This window comes from Mesorhizobium sp. M6A.T.Cr.TU.017.01.1.1 (genome assembly GCF_004023115.1).
In the GTDB taxonomy this organism is placed as follows: Bacteria; Pseudomonadota; Alphaproteobacteria; order Rhizobiales; family Rhizobiaceae; genus Mesorhizobium; species Mesorhizobium mediterraneum.
Genome location: NZ_RZTA01000029.1, coordinates 1 through 19,400, shown reverse-complemented (window position 1 = coordinate 19,400; position 19,400 = coordinate 1). Strand labels below are relative to the sequence as shown.

25 protein-coding genes and 1 pseudogene are annotated in these 19,400 nt (G+C 62.6%); 12 read left to right on the top strand and 14 right to left on the bottom strand.

The genetic code is table 11. The features are described 5' to 3' along the window. Positions 1 to 80: 80 nt before the first annotated feature. The 6 genes from EOB36_RS12005 to EOB36_RS11980 form a co-directional block, all read right to left on the bottom strand. On the bottom strand, positions 81 to 1,286 hold the full coding sequence (locus EOB36_RS12005) for an aminotransferase class V-fold PLP-dependent enzyme (protein WP_095487316.1): 1,206 nt from the start codon (positions 1,284 to 1,286) through the stop codon (positions 81 to 83). Positions 1,287 to 1,310: 24 nt separating this feature from the next. Then, a complete protein-coding gene (locus tag EOB36_RS12000) occupies positions 1,311 to 1,772 on the bottom strand; it encodes a RidA family protein (RefSeq protein WP_095487314.1) in 462 nt (153 codons plus the stop codon). A 36-nt stretch (positions 1,773 to 1,808) separates the two neighbouring features. Beyond that, the gene (locus EOB36_RS11995; RefSeq protein ID WP_095487312.1) at positions 1,809 to 2,603 is read right to left on the bottom strand and encodes an amino acid ABC transporter ATP-binding protein; all 795 of its coding nucleotides are present in this window, start codon (positions 2,601 to 2,603) and stop codon (positions 1,809 to 1,811) included. A gap of 4 nt (positions 2,604 to 2,607) precedes the next feature. After that, positions 2,608 to 3,258: an amino acid ABC transporter permease gene (locus EOB36_RS11990; protein WP_095487310.1), complete on the bottom strand. Its 651-nt coding sequence runs from the start codon at positions 3,256 to 3,258 to the stop codon at positions 2,608 to 2,610. Position 3,259: 1 nt separating this feature from the next. After that, positions 3,260 to 3,925, bottom strand: coding sequence for an amino acid ABC transporter permease (locus tag EOB36_RS11985; protein WP_095487308.1), 666 nt, complete (start codon positions 3,923 to 3,925; stop codon positions 3,260 to 3,262). 77 nt (positions 3,926 to 4,002) lie between these two features. Further along, a complete protein-coding gene (locus EOB36_RS11980) occupies positions 4,003 to 4,878 on the bottom strand; it encodes a transporter substrate-binding domain-containing protein (protein WP_126104582.1) in 876 nt (291 codons plus the stop codon). Between the two features lie 126 nt (positions 4,879 to 5,004). Between EOB36_RS11980 and EOB36_RS11975 the strand changes: the two genes are divergently transcribed. Next, positions 5,005 to 5,808 (top strand): IclR family transcriptional regulator, encoded by an 804-nt coding sequence (locus tag EOB36_RS11975; RefSeq protein ID WP_095487304.1) that lies wholly within the window; start codon positions 5,005 to 5,007, stop codon positions 5,806 to 5,808. Between the two features lie 33 nt (positions 5,809 to 5,841). On the opposite strand, the gene EOB36_RS11970 is transcribed toward EOB36_RS11975, so the two are convergent. Continuing rightward, entirely contained in the window at positions 5,842 to 6,045 is a 204-nt protein-coding gene (locus EOB36_RS11970) for a YdcH family protein (RefSeq protein WP_023797035.1), read from the bottom strand. A 240-nt stretch (positions 6,046 to 6,285) separates the two neighbouring features. On the opposite strand from EOB36_RS11970, the gene EOB36_RS11965 reads away from it, so the two are divergent. The 5 genes from EOB36_RS11965 (at position 6,286) to EOB36_RS11945 (ending at position 10,972) form a co-directional block, all read left to right on the top strand. Continuing rightward, on the top strand, positions 6,286 to 6,465 hold the full coding sequence (locus tag EOB36_RS11965) for a YdcH family protein (protein ID WP_095487303.1): 180 nt from the start codon (positions 6,286 to 6,288) through the stop codon (positions 6,463 to 6,465). 344 nt (positions 6,466 to 6,809) lie between these two features. Continuing rightward, positions 6,810 to 8,063, top strand: coding sequence for a flavodoxin-dependent (E)-4-hydroxy-3-methylbut-2-enyl-diphosphate synthase (gene ispG, locus EOB36_RS11960; RefSeq protein WP_095487301.1), 1,254 nt, complete (start codon positions 6,810 to 6,812; stop codon positions 8,061 to 8,063). A 4-nt stretch (positions 8,064 to 8,067) separates the two neighbouring features. Next, entirely contained in the window at positions 8,068 to 8,937 is an 870-nt protein-coding gene (locus EOB36_RS11955) for a lytic transglycosylase domain-containing protein (RefSeq protein ID WP_095487299.1), read from the top strand. 91 nt (positions 8,938 to 9,028) lie between these two features. Beyond that, on the top strand, positions 9,029 to 9,766 hold the full coding sequence (locus EOB36_RS11950; protein WP_095487297.1) for a class I SAM-dependent methyltransferase: 738 nt from the start codon (positions 9,029 to 9,031) through the stop codon (positions 9,764 to 9,766). Between the two features lie 276 nt (positions 9,767 to 10,042). After that, entirely contained in the window at positions 10,043 to 10,972 is a 930-nt protein-coding gene (locus EOB36_RS11945; protein ID WP_128284921.1) for a LysR family transcriptional regulator, read from the top strand. Between the two features lie 7 nt (positions 10,973 to 10,979). Here EOB36_RS11945 and EOB36_RS11940 read toward each other — a convergent pair whose 3' ends face one another. Continuing rightward, the gene (locus tag EOB36_RS11940) at positions 10,980 to 11,897 is read right to left on the bottom strand and encodes a polyprenyl synthetase family protein (RefSeq protein ID WP_095487293.1); all 918 of its coding nucleotides are present in this window, start codon (positions 11,895 to 11,897) and stop codon (positions 10,980 to 10,982) included. Positions 11,898 to 11,975: 78 nt separating this feature from the next. Here EOB36_RS11940 and EOB36_RS11935 point away from each other — a divergent pair, with 78 nt between their 5' ends. From EOB36_RS11935 to EOB36_RS11925, 3 genes are all read left to right on the top strand, one after another. Further along, a complete protein-coding gene (locus EOB36_RS11935) occupies positions 11,976 to 12,746 on the top strand; it encodes a transglycosylase domain-containing protein (RefSeq protein ID WP_095487291.1) in 771 nt (256 codons plus the stop codon). Positions 12,747 to 12,883: 137 nt separating this feature from the next. Then, positions 12,884 to 13,066 (top strand): 50S ribosomal protein L32, encoded by a 183-nt coding sequence (gene rpmF / locus EOB36_RS11930; RefSeq protein ID WP_006203806.1) that lies wholly within the window; start codon positions 12,884 to 12,886, stop codon positions 13,064 to 13,066. Positions 13,067 to 13,309: 243 nt separating this feature from the next. Further along, positions 13,310 to 13,711 (top strand): hypothetical protein, encoded by a 402-nt coding sequence (locus tag EOB36_RS11925; protein ID WP_095487289.1) that lies wholly within the window; start codon positions 13,310 to 13,312, stop codon positions 13,709 to 13,711. A 14-nt stretch (positions 13,712 to 13,725) separates the two neighbouring features. Here the strand turns inward: EOB36_RS11925 and EOB36_RS35105 are convergent. From EOB36_RS35105 to EOB36_RS11910, 3 genes and pseudogenes are all read right to left on the bottom strand, one after another. Beyond that, positions 13,726 to 13,834, bottom strand: a pseudogene (locus EOB36_RS35105) (heme-binding protein); the annotation flags it as partial. A 2-nt stretch (positions 13,835 to 13,836) separates the two neighbouring features. After that, a complete protein-coding gene (locus EOB36_RS11915) occupies positions 13,837 to 14,070 on the bottom strand; it encodes a hypothetical protein (protein ID WP_029348749.1) in 234 nt (77 codons plus the stop codon). An 80-nt stretch (positions 14,071 to 14,150) separates the two neighbouring features. After that, positions 14,151 to 14,678 carry a helix-turn-helix domain-containing protein gene (locus EOB36_RS11910; protein ID WP_095487287.1) on the bottom strand — a complete coding sequence of 176 codons (528 nt, stop codon included), beginning with the start codon at positions 14,676 to 14,678 and terminating at the stop codon, positions 14,151 to 14,153. 98 nt (positions 14,679 to 14,776) lie between these two features. On the opposite strand from EOB36_RS11910, the gene EOB36_RS11905 reads away from it, so the two are divergent. After that, positions 14,777 to 15,628, top strand: coding sequence for an alpha/beta hydrolase (locus EOB36_RS11905; RefSeq protein ID WP_126104585.1), 852 nt, complete (start codon positions 14,777 to 14,779; stop codon positions 15,626 to 15,628). A 64-nt stretch (positions 15,629 to 15,692) separates the two neighbouring features. Then, complete coding sequence (locus EOB36_RS11900) at positions 15,693 to 16,349, top strand: glutathione S-transferase family protein (RefSeq protein WP_095487283.1); 657 nt, start codon at positions 15,693 to 15,695, stop codon at positions 16,347 to 16,349. A 75-nt stretch (positions 16,350 to 16,424) separates the two neighbouring features. Here EOB36_RS11900 and EOB36_RS11895 read toward each other — a convergent pair whose 3' ends face one another. From EOB36_RS11895 to EOB36_RS11885, 3 genes are all read right to left on the bottom strand, one after another. Beyond that, the gene (locus EOB36_RS11895) at positions 16,425 to 16,700 is read right to left on the bottom strand and encodes a metalloregulator ArsR/SmtB family transcription factor (RefSeq protein WP_095487281.1); all 276 of its coding nucleotides are present in this window, start codon (positions 16,698 to 16,700) and stop codon (positions 16,425 to 16,427) included. A gap of 31 nt (positions 16,701 to 16,731) precedes the next feature. Then, positions 16,732 to 17,979: an MFS transporter gene (locus EOB36_RS11890; protein WP_095487280.1), complete on the bottom strand. Its 1,248-nt coding sequence runs from the start codon at positions 17,977 to 17,979 to the stop codon at positions 16,732 to 16,734. 83 nt (positions 17,980 to 18,062) lie between these two features. Further along, entirely contained in the window at positions 18,063 to 18,257 is a 195-nt protein-coding gene (locus tag EOB36_RS11885) for a DUF1192 domain-containing protein (RefSeq protein ID WP_126104587.1), read from the bottom strand. 191 nt (positions 18,258 to 18,448) lie between these two features. On the opposite strand from EOB36_RS11885, the gene EOB36_RS11880 reads away from it, so the two are divergent. Further along, positions 18,449 to 19,400: NAD(P)H-quinone oxidoreductase (locus EOB36_RS11880; RefSeq protein ID WP_164897502.1), on the top strand; the 952-nt coding region annotated here is incomplete at its 3' end.

Genomic DNA, 19,400 nt, shown 5'->3' with positions numbered 1-19,400 from the left:
GCGCGCATTAGCGGAATTCGGGATCGACGGCAAGGATGCGATGCCTCTACGCCCATTCGGGCGCATGGCGCCATCGTCACCTAATCCGGCCAGCGCAACGCGCCGGCGGTGTCCTTGCGAGCCGGCTTCATCGCATCCGCCGGGCGGTCGGTTGCGTTCAGCACAGCCTGCAGGCGTTCGGCGACGATCTCCGCCTCGCCGGGATGGAGATTGCACGGGTCGAGGAAGAAGTGACCGCGCTCGACCTCGTGGTTGCGCACGATAATAGGAGGCGAGCCTGCCGCCAGCGCCGAGGCAAGGCCGGCGGCGCTGAACCTGCTCTCAGGCGTAACAAACACCTGCAGGCGGTCGAGCGGATTGTCGGTCGGATCGGGAATAATATGCGCGGCGATGCCGGGCAGGCCCTGCAATGCCTCCTCCCACAGATGCAAGGCCGCATCCTCCCGCTTGCGGATGCCGGCGTGATCGCGACGCTCCCAGGCCTCCAGCGCGGCCATGGTGCCGGCGATGCTTTCCTTGCCGACCTTCATCGCCCGCGCAACGCCGCGATTCTGGAGATAGGCAGCACGCACCAGATCCTTGCGCCCCGTCACGATGCCGCTAGTCGGTCCCGAGAGGAATTTGTGCCCGCTATAGACGACGATGTCGGCGCCGCGTGCGAAAAAGCCGCGCAGGTCGTATTCCGAGGCGGCGTCGACGATCACCGGGACGCCCTTGGCGTGGCAGATCTCGCAGAATTCCTCGAGCGAGAGCATGCCGTATTGCACTGTGTGATGCGCAACGACATAGAGGCCGGCCGCGGTGCGGTCGCGGATCGCCTCGCGCACATGATAATCCTGCGTCACGCTGACCGTGCCGGCCGGTACGGCCTTGGCCCCGGCAAGCCGGATCGACTGGTCGATCGGCGCGCCGTAATTGACGATGTGGCCGAGCTGGACGATGACCTCCGACTTGAGGCCCTCGGTATCGTCCGGCAGCCGCTCGATCGCCAGAAGGTTGGTGCCGGTCATCGTGCCGGCAATCGCCATGGTGATGCCGCTGGCGCAGCAAGCCGTGACGAAGCCGGCCTCGCCCCCTGTGAGGCGCGCGACGATCGTGCTTGCGGCGCGTTGCAGATCGTCCATCTCCACCCACTGCGACGCGATTTCCGACATCGCGGCGATCGCTTCCGGGACGATGATCGAGGCACCGAGCGCCGTCATCGTGCCGGAAACGTTGATGATCGGGCGAAGGCCGAGTCGTTGACGAATTGTCGTGTTGGAGCCGTTTTCGGAATAGGTTTTCATCTCTAGAGGTCCCGTTGGTAGACGTCAGGCGGCGGTCTCGACGACCGCCTCGATTTCGACCGTGATGTTTCCCGGCAAAGAGCCAACACCGATCGCCGAGCGGGCGTGCCCGCCGATACTATCGAAGACTTCGGCGAAAAGATCGGAGCAGCCGTTGACCACCTTCGGATGGTCGCTGAAGGTCGGGATCGCGTTGACGAAACCCAGCAGCTTGACGACGCGCACGATGCGGCCGAGGTCGCCCGCTGCGGCATGCATGACAGCGAGCAGGTTCAGGCCGGTGAGACGGGCATGTCCATAAGCCTCCTCCACCGTGACGTCCTCGCCCACCTTGCCGGTGCAAAGCGTGCCATCGGCGCGCAATGGCCCCTGGCCGGAGAGGAAGATCAGCCGTCCGCTCTCGGCGTGGGTGACGAAATTGGCGATCGGCTTCGGCGGCTCGGGCAGCGTCAGGCCCAGTTCGGCGAGCCGGATGTAAGGCGACATGAAAAGGCTCCTTGCGACAGCTTTCGCCGTCCGATGTCAGAAATGCGAGGCGCGGAACCGCGCCAGAAAGCTGCGAAGACGTTCGTTGTCGATGTCCGCGCCCAGAATCTCGGCTGGCGGGCCTGCGGCGCTGACACCGCCATCCGCCATGAAGACGATGCGGCTCGAGGCGTCGCGCGCAAAGGCCATCTCGTGTGTGACCATCACCATGGTCATGCCGTCCTCCGCCAAGCTGCGTACCACCTCGAGCACCTCGCCGACGAGTTCCGGATCGAGCGCCGAGGTTATCTCGTCGAGAAGTAGGATTTTTGGCTCCATCGCCACCGCGCGGGCAATGCCGACACGCTGCTGCTGGCCGCCGGAAAGCTCGGCGGGCAGGCTGTCTGCCTTGTGGGCGAGGCCGACCCGGCCGAGCCAGTGCTCCGCAATCTGGCGGGCTTCGGCGCTGCTTTTGCCGCGCACCTTGCGCAGGCCAAGCATGATGTTGCCGGCCGCCGTCAGATGCGGGAACAGATTGAAACTCTGGAACACCATTCCGGTCTCGGCCCGCATCTTCGCCAGGTCGCGCTCACTGCGGCGCTGGCGTGTTCCCGTCTCGCGGAAGCCAACCTCCTTTCCGTCGATGCGGATGGAGCCGCTATCGTAGCTCTCGAGAAAGTTGACGCAGCGCAGCAGCGTGGTCTTACCACTGCCGGAAGGCCCGATGACAGTCACCACCTCGCCGCGTGTCACCTTTAGGCTGACGGAGCGCAGGACCTCGACGGATCCAAAGGATTTGGAAACGTCGCGGATATCGAGAAGCGCCGGATTGGCGGGCGGGGCGATGGACATCTTGCTATTCCCGGATGAAGGAGAAACGCCGCTCCAGCCGTCGGCTGGCCAGGGAGAGGGCGTAATTGACGGCGAAGTAGATGACTGCGCCGAGGATGTAGAGCGGCATCGCCTCGTAGGTGCGGCCGATGACCTGGTTGATGGCGTGCATCAGGTCGGTGATGCCCAGCAGCGAGACCAGCGCGCTGCCCTTTACCGCATCGGTGACGCCATTGATCCATGGCGGCAGGAAGCGCCTGAACGCTTGCGGAAAGATGACGTAGGCCAGTCGCTGGCGAAAGGTCAGCCCGATCGCCATCGCCGCCTCGGACTGCCCCTTCGGTATGGAACCGACCGCGCCGCGCAGATATTCGATGACCTGGGCCGTCTTGAACAGGGTGAGCGCCAGCACGGCGGCCCAGAAGGACTCCAGATGGATGCCGATGGCAGGCAGGCCGTAATAGACGAAGAAGATGAGCACCAGGATCGGAATGCCGCGTATGGTGTCGCTGAAAATGCGCACCACCCAGCGCAGCGGCGTAGGGCCGTAGACAAGGCCGACGCCCATCATCACGCCGGCGACGAGCGACAACACCACGACAAGCAGCGACACCCACAGTGTCACGGCAAAACCCTGGGCTAGGAAGGGCAAGGCATAGGCGATCTGGCCAAGCATGTTAGTGCGCCGCCCTGAACCGGCGCTCGACAAGCCGAAGCGCATAGAGAAGCGCGTAGCCGGTCAAGAGGTACATCGCCGTCACCACAAGGTAGACCTCGACGATCCGGAAGGTGTTGAAGTTGATCCATTGGGCGCCGTAGGTGAGCTCGGGCACCGAAATGACCGAGGCGACGGACGTGTCCTTGAAGAGCGATATGAACGTGTTGGAAAGCGCGGGCAGCGTTATCCGCAGCATCGTCGGTAGGCGCACATGGAGCAGCCGCTGCCAGGGCGTCAGGCCGATCGCCTTGCCAGCGTCGATCTGTCCGCGCGGCACGGCTTCGAGCCCCGAGCGAAACACCTCGACCAGATACGCGCCGCTATAGAGCGACAGTGTCGCGACAAACGAGGTCTGGGCGCTGTAGGCGAGATCGACCACGGTCGGCAGGCCGTAGAAAACGAGATAGACAAGCAGGATCAGCGGCACGTTGCGGATGAATTCGACATAGGCGGCGATTATGGACCGGACGACGCGCCCGGCCGAGACGTACCAGACCGCCAGAACGAGCCCGATGACGATGCCGATGGCTATGGAGATCACGGCGAGCTCGAGACTGAGCAGCAGGCCGCCCCACAGCTTGTCGAAATGCCGCCAGATCAGGTTGAAATTGAGGGCGTAGCCCATGCGTCTGCCTCAGTGCCGAGGGCCGTCGAGGAGAAGGAGGCGGAAGGGCGCCGATTGCTGCCCTTCCGCCAGCTGCATCAGATGACCGGAAAACCGGGATGCCGGGCCGGCGGCTCCAGCCCGAAATAGTCCTTGAACGCCGCGTCGTAGAGCGCCGTTTCATGACCGAACATTGCCGTCGCGAAGGATGCGTTGACGAAGGTCAGCCAGTCGAGATCGCCTTGCCTCAGCGCCGCGCCGTAAAGCATGCTGAACCAGCTTTTGCCGGCATCGAAGTAGCGGTCCGGGTTGCGTGAGGCGAGCCAGCGCACCGTGGAAAGATCGACGGCGGCCGCGTCGACGCGCTTCGACTCGAGTGCCTGCAGCACGTTGGCCTGGGTGTCTATCTGCATCACCTGCGACTCCGGCAGGACAATGTGCACATTTGCCTCGGCATCGACATTCTGCAGGATGGAAATACGCGTTGCCGAACCGCCGGCAAGCAGCTTGTCGAAGGTCTTGTTCTCGGCGGTCGGAAGGGTCAGCAGAGCGATGCCTTCGACGTAATAGGGCCGCGAGAAGTTGATCAGCTGCGAGCGCTGGGCGGTCATGGTCATGAACTGGATCGAGATGTCGACCTTGTTGGTGGTCACATTCGGAATGCGCTGGGCCGGATCCTGCATGACGAAATCGACCATGGTCGGATCGTCGAAAAGCCCCTTGGCAAGAATGCGCCCCATGGTGATGTCCATGCCGACGAGTTCGCCGGCATCGTTCTCGAAGTGCCAGGGTGCGTTGGTGCTGCCGGTGCCGACGATCAGCTTGCCGCGATCGAGAACAGTACGCAGCAGGCTGTCCGGCGCCGCTTGCGCCGCCGCCTTCTGAACATCGACCGTTGCTGCTGCGCCCATCACTCCGGCCGTTGCAAGCCCGGCCATTTTCAGAAATTCACGTCTTTTGGATGTGTCGTTCACGGCGACCTCCTTCGTGTTGTGTTCCCCTTTGGATGAGCAACATGCGTCGTTGCAATGAACGTGATTGTCCCTTACAAGAGACGCATGTACTCTATACAAGACAGATACTAACATCAGGAGCCGGTAATGCAAGATGGCAATGCCTTGGCAGTTCGACCGGACGCCGGCCTGGACGAAGACAGGGCATCGGGCTCTCGCGAGAAGGGTCTCAACCGGGTGCTCCAGATCCTGGAGTTTCTCCACACGACCCAGCGTGCGATCGGGATTGGCGATCTCGCCAAGGCAGTGAATGCGCCTCGCTCGACGACCTACACGCTTGTGCGCTCGCTGGTCGATGCGGGCCTGCTGGAAATGGCCGGCGACGGCAATCGCGTCTATTTCGGAAAAAAGCTTTACCTCTACGGAATGGACTATGTGCGCGGCAACGACCTGCTCAGGAGAGGGCGGCAGGAGGTCGACAATCTGTCGCGCGAGACAGGCGAGACCTCTGAATTGTGCATGCTGCAAAGCGGCCGCTACACAATCGTCCATTCAAGTCCGGGCACCAGGCCGTTCCGGATCAGCTCGGCCACAGGTCTGCAGATCCCGCTTCCCTGGACCGCTTCGGGGCGGTTGCTTCTCGCCGGTTTCGAAAGGGCCGTGATCGAAGACATGGTGTCCGAAGACGATCTCGTCCTGCCAGACGGCCGCAGATTGCTGCTCGACGACTTCATAGAAGATATCGCCGTGGCTGGCGGTGTCGGCTACTGCGTGACCTCGGGTCTTGTCGACGCCTACACAAAATGCCTTGCCGCGCCGGTCTTTTCAGCGCCCGGCAAGGTCGAGGCGACGATATGCCTTGTGGTTCCCATCGACACTTCCGGAGAAAAGACCGACGATCTCATCGCCATGCTGCGCGAACGCGCTGCGAGGCTTTCGATCACAGGATGAGCAGGTTTGCCGAGTCGCCAAGTGGGAATTCGCTCACGCGATGATGTCGGGGATGATCCGGTCTTCCAGCGCCATCAGCCGGTCTTTCAGGAATAGTTTTTTCTTCTTCATGCGCTGGATCTGCAGCGGGTCGCAGCCCATGGCGATCATCGCGTTGATGGCCGCGTCGAAATCGGCGTGCTCTTGCTTCAGCCGAGAATATTCGAGGCGGATATCGGCCTGTTCCTGTTCGGACATTATCTACCGTCTGCACGTCTGCGGCGCCCAAAAATGGGCCTGATTGGGCGGGGCCGGGGGCTCTCTTGCACCGGCGCGCAGCCAATATCACATTTCACATTGTCGTGGAATGCTACCACGCAGCATTCGACATCGCTGCCCGATGGTGGCACACTGTCATTATGCCGTCACAGAAGCGAGCCTGCGGTGGACACGCCTTGACGGCTGCAATCGAGGAAACCATGAAAGGGAGAACCAATCATGTCTCTTGCATCCCATCTTGATGAGTTGCAGCGGAAACACGGCGACATCGAACGCGAAATCGATGACGCGATGAATCATCCATCAGTGGATGACCTCGAAATCGTGAATCTCAAGCGGCGCAAGCTGGCACTCAAGGACGAGATTGAAAAACTGAAAGCGAAACCGACCACGCATTGACGCTTTTCCTCGAATAGCTGCGCCGGTTTCGGCGCACGAGCATCTTTCCGGTGGCGGCCATGCCGCCGGAGCGCTGCTTCACACGACTCGGAGATGGTTCCGGCCGCCAGCGGCACGGATACGATGGGCTGTTTGTCTCCTCTCCCGTTATCGATTTGGTAGGTCTGCCTGCCTGTCGCCATTGACAAGCCATCTTTGCTCCTCCACCTCATGCCCGGACCTTCTACAGCGCCGCGCGCCCTTTCGGGCGCGCAAAGGACACTGTATTTTGATTTTTGCGCGTGATCCTTTCCGGAAACCGATTCCGGGATTCGGGGTGATGCGCTAACAAAGGGCAGCCGGCCATGACCGGATATTTTTCCTCTCCCTTCCCGCGCCGCACGTCGGTCGGTGTCGATGTCGGCGGCGTGATGGTCGGCGGGGGTGCCCCTGTCGTCGTTCAGTCGATGACCAACACCGACACCGCCGATGTCGACCAGACAGTCGCTCAAGTTGCGGCGCTGCATCGTGCCGGCTCCGAGATCGTGCGCATCACCGTCGACCGCGACGAGAGCGCTGCCGCCGTGCCCGCCATCCGCGAGCGGCTCGAACGGCTCGGCATCAACGTGCCGCTGGTCGGCGATTTCCACTATATCGGCCACAAGCTGCTCGCCGACCATCCGGCTTGCGCCGAGGCGTTAGCCAAGTACCGCATCAATCCCGGCAATGTCGGCTTCAAGGACAAGAAGGACCGGCAGTTCACTGATATCGTCGAGATGGCGATCCGGCACGACAAGCCGGTGCGCATCGGCGTCAATTGGGGGTCGCTCGACCAGGAGCTTCTGACCCGGCTGATGGACGACAACCAGCGCCAAGGCTTTCCGCTGACCGCGCAGGAAGTGACGCGCGAGGCGATCGTGCAGTCGGCGATCCTTTCGGCCGAAATGGCCGAGGAGATCGGTCTTGGCCGCGAGAAAATCATTCTGTCGGCCAAGGTTAGCGGTGTGCAGGACCTGATCGCCGTTTATACCGAGCTTGCCACCCGCTCCAACCACGCGCTGCATCTTGGCCTCACCGAGGCCGGCATGGGTTCAAAAGGCATCGTCGCCTCGTCCGCAGCGATGGGCATCCTTCTCCAGCAAGGCATTGGCGACACGATCCGCATCTCGCTGACACCGGAGCCGAATGGCGACCGCACCCGGGAGGTGCAGGTATCGCAAGAACTCCTGCAGACCATGGGGTTCCGGCAGTTCGTGCCGATCGTCGCCGCCTGCCCCGGCTGCGGCCGCACGACCTCTACCGTGTTCCAGGAACTCGCCCAGAACATCCAGGCGGATCTGCGCAAGAACATGCCGGTGTGGCGTGAAAAATATCCCGGCGTCGAGAACCTCAAGGTCGCGGTGATGGGCTGCATCGTCAACGGTCCAGGTGAATCCAAGCATGCCGATATCGGCATTTCTCTGCCCGGTACCGGCGAGACGCCGACGGCGCCGGTATTCGTCGACGGCAGGAAGGCGGCGACGCTGCGCGGCCCGTCGATTGCTGCGGACTTCGAGAAAATGGTCGCCGACTATATCGAGCAGCGGTTTGGGCAACTTGGCAAGGCCGCGGCGGAGTAGATCTATGCGGCTCCCTTGGGCGACGCCGGTCTTGCTTGGTGGGTTTGTCTTGCTTTGTGGGCTGGGCTGGGTGACAGCCGTCCAGGCCGATCCGCCGCGCCCCGCCAAACAACGACTGCTCGACCGGGTTTGCAACCTGATCGAGGCTCATGCGGACCAAAACGGTCTGCCCAAGGACTTCTTTGCCCGGTTGATCTGGAAGGAAAGCCGCTTCGATCCCAGTGCGGTCAGCCCGGTCGGCGCCGAAGGCATTGCCCAGTTCATGCCGGGTACAGCCAAGATACGCGGCCTCGCCAATTCCTTCGATATCGAGCAGGCCATCCCGGCCTCGGCAAAATATCTCGCCGAAATGAAAACCGGCTTCGGCAATCTCGGCTTGGCCGCCGCCGCCTACAATGCCGGTGAAAGCCGGGTGTCGCGCTGGCTGAGTTCTGGCGGTTTCCTGCCGATGGAGACCGAAAGCTACGTTCTGGACATCATGGGCGAGCCAGCCGACAGGTTCACCGACACCGCCTATGCCGGCACCATCCGGCCGCTCGACAAGAAAGCGAGCTTCGCGGTCGCCTGCCGCAAGCTGCCGGTCATCAAGTCCCAAACCGTGGCCATGGCGTCGATCAACATCAAGCCGTGGGGCGTGCAGGTGGCCGGCAATTTCCGCCGCGCCGCGGCGCTCAGTCAATGGAATGGTGTGAAGCGCCGGTTTCCGGCCTTGCTTAAGGGCCAAAATCCGGTGGTCAGCCGGGTGCGCTCGCCGATCGGCAGGCGCGGCATCTATGCGGTCCGGATCGGCGCCGACTCCAAAGCCAAGGCCGACAACATTTGCCAGAAACTGCAAAGCGTCGGCGGTGCATGCATTGTGGTGCGGAACCGGTGATGGGTACCGACCGATTTGCCCGACAAACCATCGAAGCTGCGCTTTGACTCCACGAATTCTGCTGCTCCACGGCTCCAACTCCAGGCCTTCCATGACCGACCGTCTCTACAGCGATCCCGACCTCGCCCAGTTCTACGATATCGAGAACGAAGGCGGCGTCGACTTCGACTATTGCGTCGGCTTTGCCAAGGGTGCCGGATCGGTTCTCGACCTCGGCTGCGGCACCGGGCAATTGGCCGCCGCGCTCGCCGATCGGCGTAATGTGACCGGTGTCGATCCGGCGCCGGCGATGCTCGACATCGCGCGCCGCCGAGCCGGCGGGCAGAGGGTCGACTGGGTCGAGGCCGATGCGCGAACCGTCCGGCTCGGACGACGCTTCGATCTGGTTCTTTTGACCGGGCACGCCTTCCAGGTGTTTCTGACGCCGAAAGATCGAGAGGCGGTGCTTGCCACGATCGCTGCTCATCTGGCTCCCGATGGGCGCTTCATCTTCGACACGCGAAATCCAGCCACCGAGGAATGGCTCGAGTGGACGCCGGAAAGGTCCGAACGGGACCTGAGTCATCCCGGATTGAGCACCGTAAGAGCGTGGAACGATTTCCGGCGCGATCCCGCTACCGGTGTCGTCACCTACTCGACCCATTATGAAATCCCCGACAGCGGGCGGGTGCTCAGCGCCGAATCGAAAATAGCCTTCCCGACAAAGGAAAGCCTTGCGGGGATGATGGACCAGAGCGGGCTGGTCGTCGAAGAATGGCTCGGCAACTGGCAGGGCGAGCCGTATGGCCCGGCCTCGCCGGAAATCATCCCGATTGGCCGGTTGCGCTAGCCCGGACGTTGCTTCGCTCTGGGCGTTTTCCCATCTTTTGCGGTGACCGGTTGAGCACGCCGATAATCCGGAGACACCACCGCCCGATTGCGGCGCTGCGCTGACGACGTGCCCACCGATGCAGCTCGTGACCATCGCGCAGGTTTGGCTGTTCTGAACGCATCGCACTCTCCTCACCAGCATTTCGGATGCTGAGGAGGGAATCATATTATGTATCGCAAATACTGATAATTGGTGATAATTTCCGTTCATCTGTGACGAATTGGAATAGATATCATGGACCGACAGGAAACGATGGGTGTGTTCCTGTCAGTTGTCGAGGAAGGCGACTTCTCGGCAGCGGCACGCCGGCTGCGGATGACCCCATCGGCCGTCAGCAAAATCATCGGTCGCCTTGAGTCCCGCCTTGGCGTGCGCTTGTTGCAACGCTCGACGCGGCGCATCAGCTTGACAGCGGAAGGCAGCAGCTATGCCGATAGCGCTCGCCGGATCCTGAACGACATCAAAGAGGCTGAAATCGCGATTAAACCCGGCGCAGAACCGCGCGGCCGGCTGCGCGTCAGTCTTCCGAGCGCCTTCGGCCATCGTCTAATCGTGCCGATGCTACCGGCTTTCATCGATCGCTATCCGGCCATTGAGCTCGAGCTGATGTTCACAGATGCGATTGTCGACCTGTTGGCTGAGGAAACGGACGTCGCCGTGCGCGTTGCCGCCCAGAGCGATTCCAGGCTGGTGATGCGGCGGCTGGCGCCCAATCACCGTGTCATTTGCGCGTCAGCTCAGTATCTCGAAAAACACGGCATACCGATGACGCCAGGCGACCTTCAACATCATACTTGCCTCGGCATCACATCACGCGGCGGCCTTAACATCTGGGAATTCGATGGCCCGGACGGTCCGCAAAGCATGCGTATCCGCAGCCCGATAGAGGCCAACAGCACGGAAGCCCTGCGCCGGCTGGCGCTCGCCGGTGTCGGCATCATCCGCATGTCGGAGATATTGGTCGGACCGGATATCAGGATAGGCAGGCTGACCGCACTGCTCACCGGATACAATCATCATGACGGACCGCCAATCTGCGCTGTTTATCCGCCTGGCCGGATCTTGTCGCCGCGTGTCCGCGTGTTCGTGGATTTCCTGGCCGAACAGTTCACCAACCCTCCTTGGCTACGCAGCGCGCCACAAGACGTCGGGCATACAGTTTAGAGCAGCATCAGCTGTTGCGGGTCGCCACGAATGTCGCCGCTTGCTTCAGAAGCACGGCGGCTTCGCCATAGGGATCGAGCAGCGCGTGGGCCTGGTCGACGAGGCCTTGAAGCTGGTCCTGCGCCCAGTTCGCGCCGTGCAGCGCCACCAGCGTCGCCTTGCCGGCTGCTGCATCCTTGCCGGTCGCCTTGCCCATCTGGTGCGCGTCCGCCGTCAGGTCGAGCAAATCGTCGGCAAGTTGAAAGGCAAGCCCGATCGCCGAGCCGAACTCGGCCAGCCTTTCGCGGTCGACCGGTGGCGCGCCGGCAATGATTGCGCCCGCCTCGCAGGCGAAGCGGATCAGCGCGCCGGTCTTCATCGCCTGAAGCCGGATGATGCCGGCTTCGTCCGGCCCGATGCGCTCGGCCTCAAGGTCGAGCATCTGGCCGCCGACCATGCCGCCGGCTCCGGCGGCGCGGGCCAGCGCCAGCACCAGCGCCACCCTTCGCTCGGCCGGTAGCATCATCGCTTCGTCGGCAATGATGTCGAAGGCGAGCGCCAGCAAGGCGTCGCCGGCGAGGATGGCGGTCGCCTCATCGAAGGCCTTGTGCACGGTCGGCTGGCCACGGCGCAAATCGTCATCGTCCATGGCCGGCAGATCGTCATGGATCAGTGAATAGCAATGCACGCATTCGAGCGCCGCCGCCACGCGCAGCGCCGCCTCGCTGTCGGCGGAAAACAGCGCGGCGCTTTCCATCACCAGGAAGGGGCGCAGGCGCTTGCCGCCGTTCAGCACGCCATGGCGCATCGCCGCCATCAGACGTTGCGGCCGCGCGATCTCGCCCGAAAGCGGGCGGTCGTCGAGGAGCCGCCTGAGCAGCGCCTCGATCGGACCTGCGCGCGCGAGAAGCGCTGCCTCGAACGGAATTTGGTCGTCTTTCGTCATCGCCGGGACCGGTAGCCGACACTCAGACGTTGCGCAAGAAGCCAAGCGCCATTATGCCGGGGCAGGGAGCAGCATGGATTGGGCGGCTTGGCGGAACCGATCGTCGATCACGAAACCGAAGGGTTGGACATGGTGAGGCCGAAACGCGGCAACCGCATCGGTCTCAAACGCTGGCCCCGGCTCTGGGTCCGGCGCGGCATCACCGTCGCCGTCGTGCTGGCGTTGATGCCGGTGGTGTTGACGTTTCTGTATCTGCCGCCGTTCGTGCATCCGGTGTCGACATTGATGCTGAAGGATCTGGCGACGTTTTCCGGCTATGACCGGCGCTGGGTCTCGATCGACGATGTGGCGCCGGCGCTGGCGAATTCGGTCATCATGTCGGAGGACGGGCAGTTCTGTTTCCATCGCGGCATCGACCTTGGCGAGTTGAGGGGCGTCGTCGACGACGCGCTGGCCGGCGAGATGACGCGCGGCGCATCGACCATCACCATGCAGACCGTGAAGAATCTCTATCTGTGGTCGCGGCCGCTGGGCTCGGTCCGGAAAGTCGTCGAGCTGCCGCTGTCTGTCTATTTTGACATGGTGATGTCGAAACGGCGCATCATGGAAATCTATCTCAATATCGCCGAATGGGGGCCGGGCATCTATGGCATCGAGGCCGCCGCCCAGCACCATTTCGGGGTTTCGGCAAAACGATTGTCGCGTCGCCAGGCGGCACTGCTTGCCGTCACCTTGCCGAACCCGATCGCGCGCAACCCGGCGAAGCCCGGACCGGGGCTGAGGCGGCTGGCTGCGCTGATCGAGCGGCGCGCAGGCCGGTCCGGCGCCTATGTCGGCTGCCTGCGATAGCTTAAAAAAATTCGCGACGGCGCTGGCCAAAACGGCGCAGGGCGTGTATAGGCACCCGACTTTCTCAGATTCCGGCCCTGACGCGGCCCTTTCACGAGGGCAGCCGGGGCGTTTTGACCATGTAGTGGAGCATATCCATGGCCGTACCGAAACGAAAAACCTCTCCGTCGAAGCGCGGCATGCGCCGTTCGGCCGACGCATTGAAGGCCCCGACCTATGTCGAGGACAAGAATTCCGGCGAGATGCGCCGCCCGCACCATATCGACCTGAAGACCGGCATGTATCGCGGTCGCCAGGTTCTGGAGCCGAAGGAAAGCTGAGACAGCTTTCGACGGTTTGTGACTACCGAAGGACCGGCCATCGCGCCGGTCTTTTGCATTTTGGCGCTGAGGATCGCTCACCGAACCAATTTCAGCCATCCAGCAACCGTTTAGGATGTCAGCCGGGCCGGCTGACATTGTTATTTCGCACCGTCTTTGTCCGTGTTCGCGGTCGCATACGAAAATTCTTGACGGCGAACGCCGGGCGCATACTACAGAGGGCAGTCCAACCGGAGCCGCCTGATGTTCGGTGCCATCCCGCTGCTGATCGTGCCCTTCGTCCTCTATAATCTCGGGCTTCTGGGAATATTCGGCGGTGGCGACGACCCCTGGGCAAGCGAACTGGTCTCGATCCGCATGATGTCGGGCGGGGTGTTCTCGCTGACGCTCGGCGATCTGATCGTGCTGATCGGGCTAATCCTCTTCTTCGTCGAAATCGTGAAATCGACGCGCACGACGAGCGCCTCGATCATGGACCACCTGCTGTCGACCTTCGTCTTCGTGGCGTTCCTGGTCGAGTTCCTGCTGGTGAAGGGCGCGGCGCACTCGGTTTTCTTCACGCTGATGGTCATCGCGCTGGTCGACGTTCTCGCCGGCTTCTCCGTGTCGATGCGAGCGGCCACCCGTGACATAAACATGAACTAGACTTGAGGCCGGCCTTAGCCGGAGGCGGCGGTGAAGCCAGCCGCCTCGATACCGGCGATGGCCGCCGCTTCATCATTGTCGGAAATGCCGACAGCGCCGACGACGGCGCCGGTCGCGAACCAACTCTATTTTTTCTTGGCGCGCGCCGGCTTCTTCACCGGAGCAGCCGGCGCATTGGCGAGGTCTTCGGCTTCCTTGGCGAGGCGCAGCGCCCGCAGTTTGTTGGTCTTAATCTGGCGGGCGTCGCTCTCGGCGACATATTCCGCCATCGCCTTCTGACGAACCGTGGCTGCCTCTTCCTGCTTTTTGAAACGCAAATCGGCCCGCGCGCGGGCAGTATCCTTAGAGTTCTCAACCAAGGGCTTTTCCAATCCCGTAAATTATAGTTTTCAATGCCTTTAATAGCAGAGCCGGCCTGCGATGGGGAAAAATAAGTTGGTCAGGCGCGGGGATCGCACCCGGTGCCCGGCGCCTTTCGGGCGACAACCGCCTCGTATCCAGCCTGCAAGGTCGCACGCACGGTGGCGTCCGGCGGCGTGTCGGAAGGTGTGCCCAGATGTTCGTGGCGCAGCTCGTCCATGAACTTCTCCCACATAGGCGGGCCGCCCTTTTCCAGGAGCTCGGCGCGGATCGAGAGTTCCTCGCTGACCGGCAGCCAGACGCGACCCCAGGCGCCGAGATGCGCCAAGATCGGCACCAGCGTTATCGCCATTTCGGTCAGGCTGTAGATCGCCTTCTGCTTGTGAGTGGGGTCGTCGGCCCTGGTCAGCATGCCGAGCTCCATCAGCCGCTTCAGCCGATCGGCGAGGATGTTGGAAGCGATGCGTTCCAGCGATCCGTTGAGCAGTTCGCGAAAGTGGCGTTTGCCGCCGAATATCATGTCGCGAAGGATGATCAGGCTCCACCGGTCGCCAAACACTTCAAGCGACAGGTTGATCGGGCACCCAGACCGGTGATCGATGCTCATGCGATTCTCCAAGAAACCGGTTGCATAATTATATCGGTTTTATTATCGTGCAACTGATTGCAAAATGCAATCGGTTTCGCAGAAAGGAGACTACGATCATGATGAAGGTTGCGGAACCCGAAATCGCATCCCAGACGTTTGGCGATCCCGCGCATCCACCGATACTGCTGATCATGGGCGCCATGGCTTCGATGCTCTGGTGGCCGGAGGCGTTTTGCCGGAAACTGGCCGGCAAGGGTCTGTTCGTGATCCGCTATGACAATCGCGATACCGGCCGTTCGACCAAATATGCGCCGGGCGAACCGCCTTACACATTCGACGACATGGCGGACGACGCTATCCGCGTGCTCGACGGTTACTGCATCGCGAAAGCGCATGTGGTCGGCATGTCGATGGGCGGCATGATCGCGCAGCTTGTGGCGCTGAAGCATCCATCGCGGGTCATCTCGCTTACGGCGATCAGCACTTCTCCCGTGGGAACCGACACGTCGCATCTGCCTGGGATGACCGAGGTCTATAGGAAACATTCGGCCGAAGGCGCTGATGTCGATTGGTCGGACCGTGACCAGGTGGTCGACTTCATCGTCAAGGACGCGCACGCGATCGCCGGCACCGCGCATCCCTTCGACGAGAAGCGGATGAGGGCGTTTGTCGAACAGGATTACGACCGATCCGGCGGCTTCTTGAGCGCGACCAATCATTTCATGCTCAAGAGCAGCGAGGATCGGGGCGGCGAGGACGGGAAGGGCCGCCTGCACGAATTGAAGGTTCCGCTCCTCGTGATCCACGGCACCGATGATCCGATCTTTCCGATCGAGCATGGCGCCGCTCTTGCCGAAGCAGTTGCCGGCGCGAAGCTTGTCCGTATCGAAGGCGGTGGCCACGAACTGCATCCCGACGATTGGGCCGTGATCGTCGATGCCATCGTCACCCATACCCATGCCAGGTAGGTAGCAGGCCGAACCTCGATACCGCCCGTCCGCGAGGCGAACCACCAAAGGAACGAACAAAACAATGTCCCTGACGATGCATCTTCATCCGCTGGCGTCCTTCTGCTGGAAGCCGCTGATCGCGCTCTATGAGAACGGCACGCTGTTCACGTCGGTCGTCGTCGATCTCGGCAATGAACAGTCGCGCGCGGCGTTCCTGAAATTGTCGCCGGCCGGCAAGATGCCGGTGCTGCGCGATGAAGCGCTGGACCAGACTGTGCCGGAATCGACGATCGTCATCGAATATCTCAACGCGCATTATCCCGGACCGGTCGAGCTGATCCCTGCCGATATCGATCTCGCCCGCCAGACCCGCCTCGCCGACCGATTTTATGACTTCTACGTGCAGCACCCGATGCAGAAGATCGTCGGCGACCGCCTGCGGCCGGAAGGCATGACCGATCCGTTCGGCGTCGAGGAGGCGCGCGCCCAGCTGCGCAGCGCCTACGCCATCATCGAGCAGGACATGCAGTCGCGGACATGGGGCATGGGCGAAGCCTTCACCCTGGCCGACTGCGCCGCCGCCCCGGCATTGTTCTATGCCAACAAGGTCGAGCCGTTCGGCGACAGATATCCCGCGGTGAGGCGCTACCACGACCGGCTGCTGCGGCGGCCGTCTGTCGCCCGCGTGATCGAGGAAGCGCAGCCCTATTTTAAGCTCTTCCCCTATAACAACGGTTAGGCCCGATGCTGCACGATCCCGCCCAACGACGCCCCTGGCGCTTCGCTGGCCAAGACGTGACGGCGCATCTCCGGGTCAACCCAGCTGCTCTGCGTCCCAGAACTGGTCGAGCCAGATGTTGAGCTTCAGGAAGCCGGCACTGCTGACCGTGTAGACACGCCTTGTCCCTTCCGGCTTGGCATTGACCAGCCCGGCGTCGAGCAGCACCTTCAGATGCTGCGAAACAGCCGGGCGCGAGACCGGCAACCCGGCGGCAAGTTCGTTGACGGTCTTCGGGCCGCGCCGGAGCTCTTCCAAGAGATAGCGCCGGTTGGGATCGGCAATCGCCATAAAGGCGTCGGAAAACATCATGCCTTATTTGTGAGGCAAAGTTTTCCAAATCTCAACCGTTGGTTTCAGGCTTTCTGCGCGGATCGAGCCGCAGTGCCTCCGGCGTGATCGAGCGCTCGGCCGGTTGTGTCTTGAAGGCGTCGCGGTCTTCGATCGGCACCGGCGCGCGCCGGCTGATGCGCAGCAGCGTATAGCCCGCCAGGCAAAGATGCGCGAAGGCAGTCGCAAGGAACAGGGCTTCCGGCCGCATCCAGCCCATCAGGCCGGCGGCCAGCAGCGGCCCGATCATTGTGCCGAAACCATAGAGCAGCAGCAGCCCGCCCGACACTTTGACGAAATCCTCGGCCCGGGCGTGATCGTTGGCATGGGCCACGGCGATCGAATACAGCGTGTAGGCAAAGGCGCCGTAGGCGGCAGTGCAGACGATGACGAAGACGCCGGAGCGCGGCTCGAACAGGAAGACCGCGACGGCGAACAGTGCCGCGCCGAAGGCCAAGCCCGCAAGCACAAAGCGGCGGTCGGTCTTGTCGGAAAGACGCCCGGCCGGAAGTTGCATGGCTGCGCCGGCGACGACCACCAGGCTCATCATCAGCGCAATCTCGGCCGTGGAAATGCCGATGCGGGCGCCATAGACGGCGCCGAGCGTGCCCCAGGCGCCGTTGGCGATGCCGATCAAGACGCAGGCGATCGCCGACACCGGCGAATTGGCATAGAGCCCCTTGACGTCGAGCGAGACGTCCTGCAGCGGCTTGGGGTGTGACGCCGTCGACACCGCGGTCGGGATGAGCGACAGGCAGAACAGAATGCCGGTGATCATGAACAGCGAGGCCGACTTCACGTCGCCGCCAGCAACGATCATCTGGCCGCCCATGATCGAGGCATAGGTGACCATCATGTAGAGGCCAAAGACGGCGCCGCGGTTCTCGTTGGTAGACTTCTCGTTCAGCCAGCTTTCGATGACCATGAAGGCGCCGGCCATGGTGAAACCGGTGAAGGCGCGCAGCAGGATCCAAAAATATTCGTCGATGATCAGGCCGGTGAGCAGTGCGACGATGGCTCCCGATGCCGCAAAGGCGCCGAAAGCGCGTACGTGACCGGCGCGACGCACGATGCGCGGCGCAAAGAAGCAGCCGGTGACGAAGCCGCCGGCCCAGGCCGTGCCCATCAGGCCGAGCGATGCGGTCGAGAAACCCTCCAACTGGCCGCGCAGCGGCAATAGCAGCCCGTGCAATCCGGTCGCCGCCAGCAGGAAAGCGGTGCCGCGAAGCAGCGAGAGGATCGGTCGGTAGCTTGCAAACATTTAGCTGATCCGGCTGGAATTAGGGAGGATCTGAAGACAGTCGCATTCGGGCTTTTCGGCGGCGGGCGCTTCGGCTCTGGAGACTATCCGCGGCGGAACAGCGCCTCGGCCGCTGATTTGGTGGTGCCCTTGGACTTGAGCTCGGCTTCCAACCGGGCGATCTCGTCGCGCAGGATGCCGATCCGCTCGGACAGTTCGTCGACCGAAAGCAGCGACAGATCCTGACCGATCTCGTGCGGGCGCGCTTTCTTTTTGGGTTCGTCGTCGAAGATCGCCATCGTCGCTCCTCCCTGATGCGCAAAAATTAGACTGCTACAGCATCCATAGCGCGTCCAATCGGACGCCCGGCGCTGCAGTGGCCATTTGCCTGATTTGGCAATCAGCATACATAGGGCAGGGGCATGGATGCAAATAGTCGGCAAGAAACTGGCCGCTGGCAAGAAACTGGCGAAGCGAGACGGGAAAATTCATGGCGAATGGACAGAACAGAATTCCAGCGACGATGATCGCCATTGCGATCTCGGAACCCGGCGGACCACGGGTGCTGAAACCCGAAACGCGCGACGTGCCGGTGCCGGGTCCCGGCGAAATCCTGATCCGGGTGCGCGCCGCCGGCATCAACCGGCCGGATGTGCAGCAACGCAAGGGCGTCTACCCACCGCCGCCCGGTGCGTCGGACCTGCCGGGTCTCGAAGCGTCGGGCGAAGTTGCAGCCCTTGGCGATGAGATATCGCGCTGGCGCGTCGGCGATCGGGTCTGCGCGCTGACGCCCGGCGGCGCCTATGCCGAATATGTCAAGGTCCATGCCGGCAGCGTGCTGCCGCTGCCCGCAGGCTTCACCCACACCGAAGCGGCGGCAGTGCCGGAAAACTACTTCACTGTCTGGCATAATGTCTTCGAGCGCGGCGGCCTTAAGAGCGGAGAGACACTGCTCGTGCATGGCGGCTCGTCGGGGATCGGCACCACGGCGATCCAGCTCGCCTCGGCCTTCGGCGCCTATGTCATCACCACTGCCGGCAACCAGGAAAAGTGCGACGCCTGTCTGAAGCTCGGCGCCGACCGGGCGATCAACTACCGCGAGGAGGATTTCGTCGCAGCGGTTAAGGACGCGACCGACGGCCGCGGCGCCAACGTCATCCTCGACATGGTCGGCGGCGACTATGTGGCGCGAAACTACGAGGCCGCGGCGGTGGAAGGACGCATCGTCCAGATCGCCACGCAGACCGGGGCGACAGCCAGCGCCGATTTCTCGAAGATGATGGTCAAGCGGCTCACCCACACCGGCTCGACGCTGCGGCCGCGCACCGTCGAGTTCAAGGCGGCAATCGCCGCGGCGCTGGAGGCGCAGGTGTGGCCGCTGCTCGGCACCCGCAAGGTGGCACCGGTGATGGATATGATCTTCCCGCTCAAGGAAGCGTGGC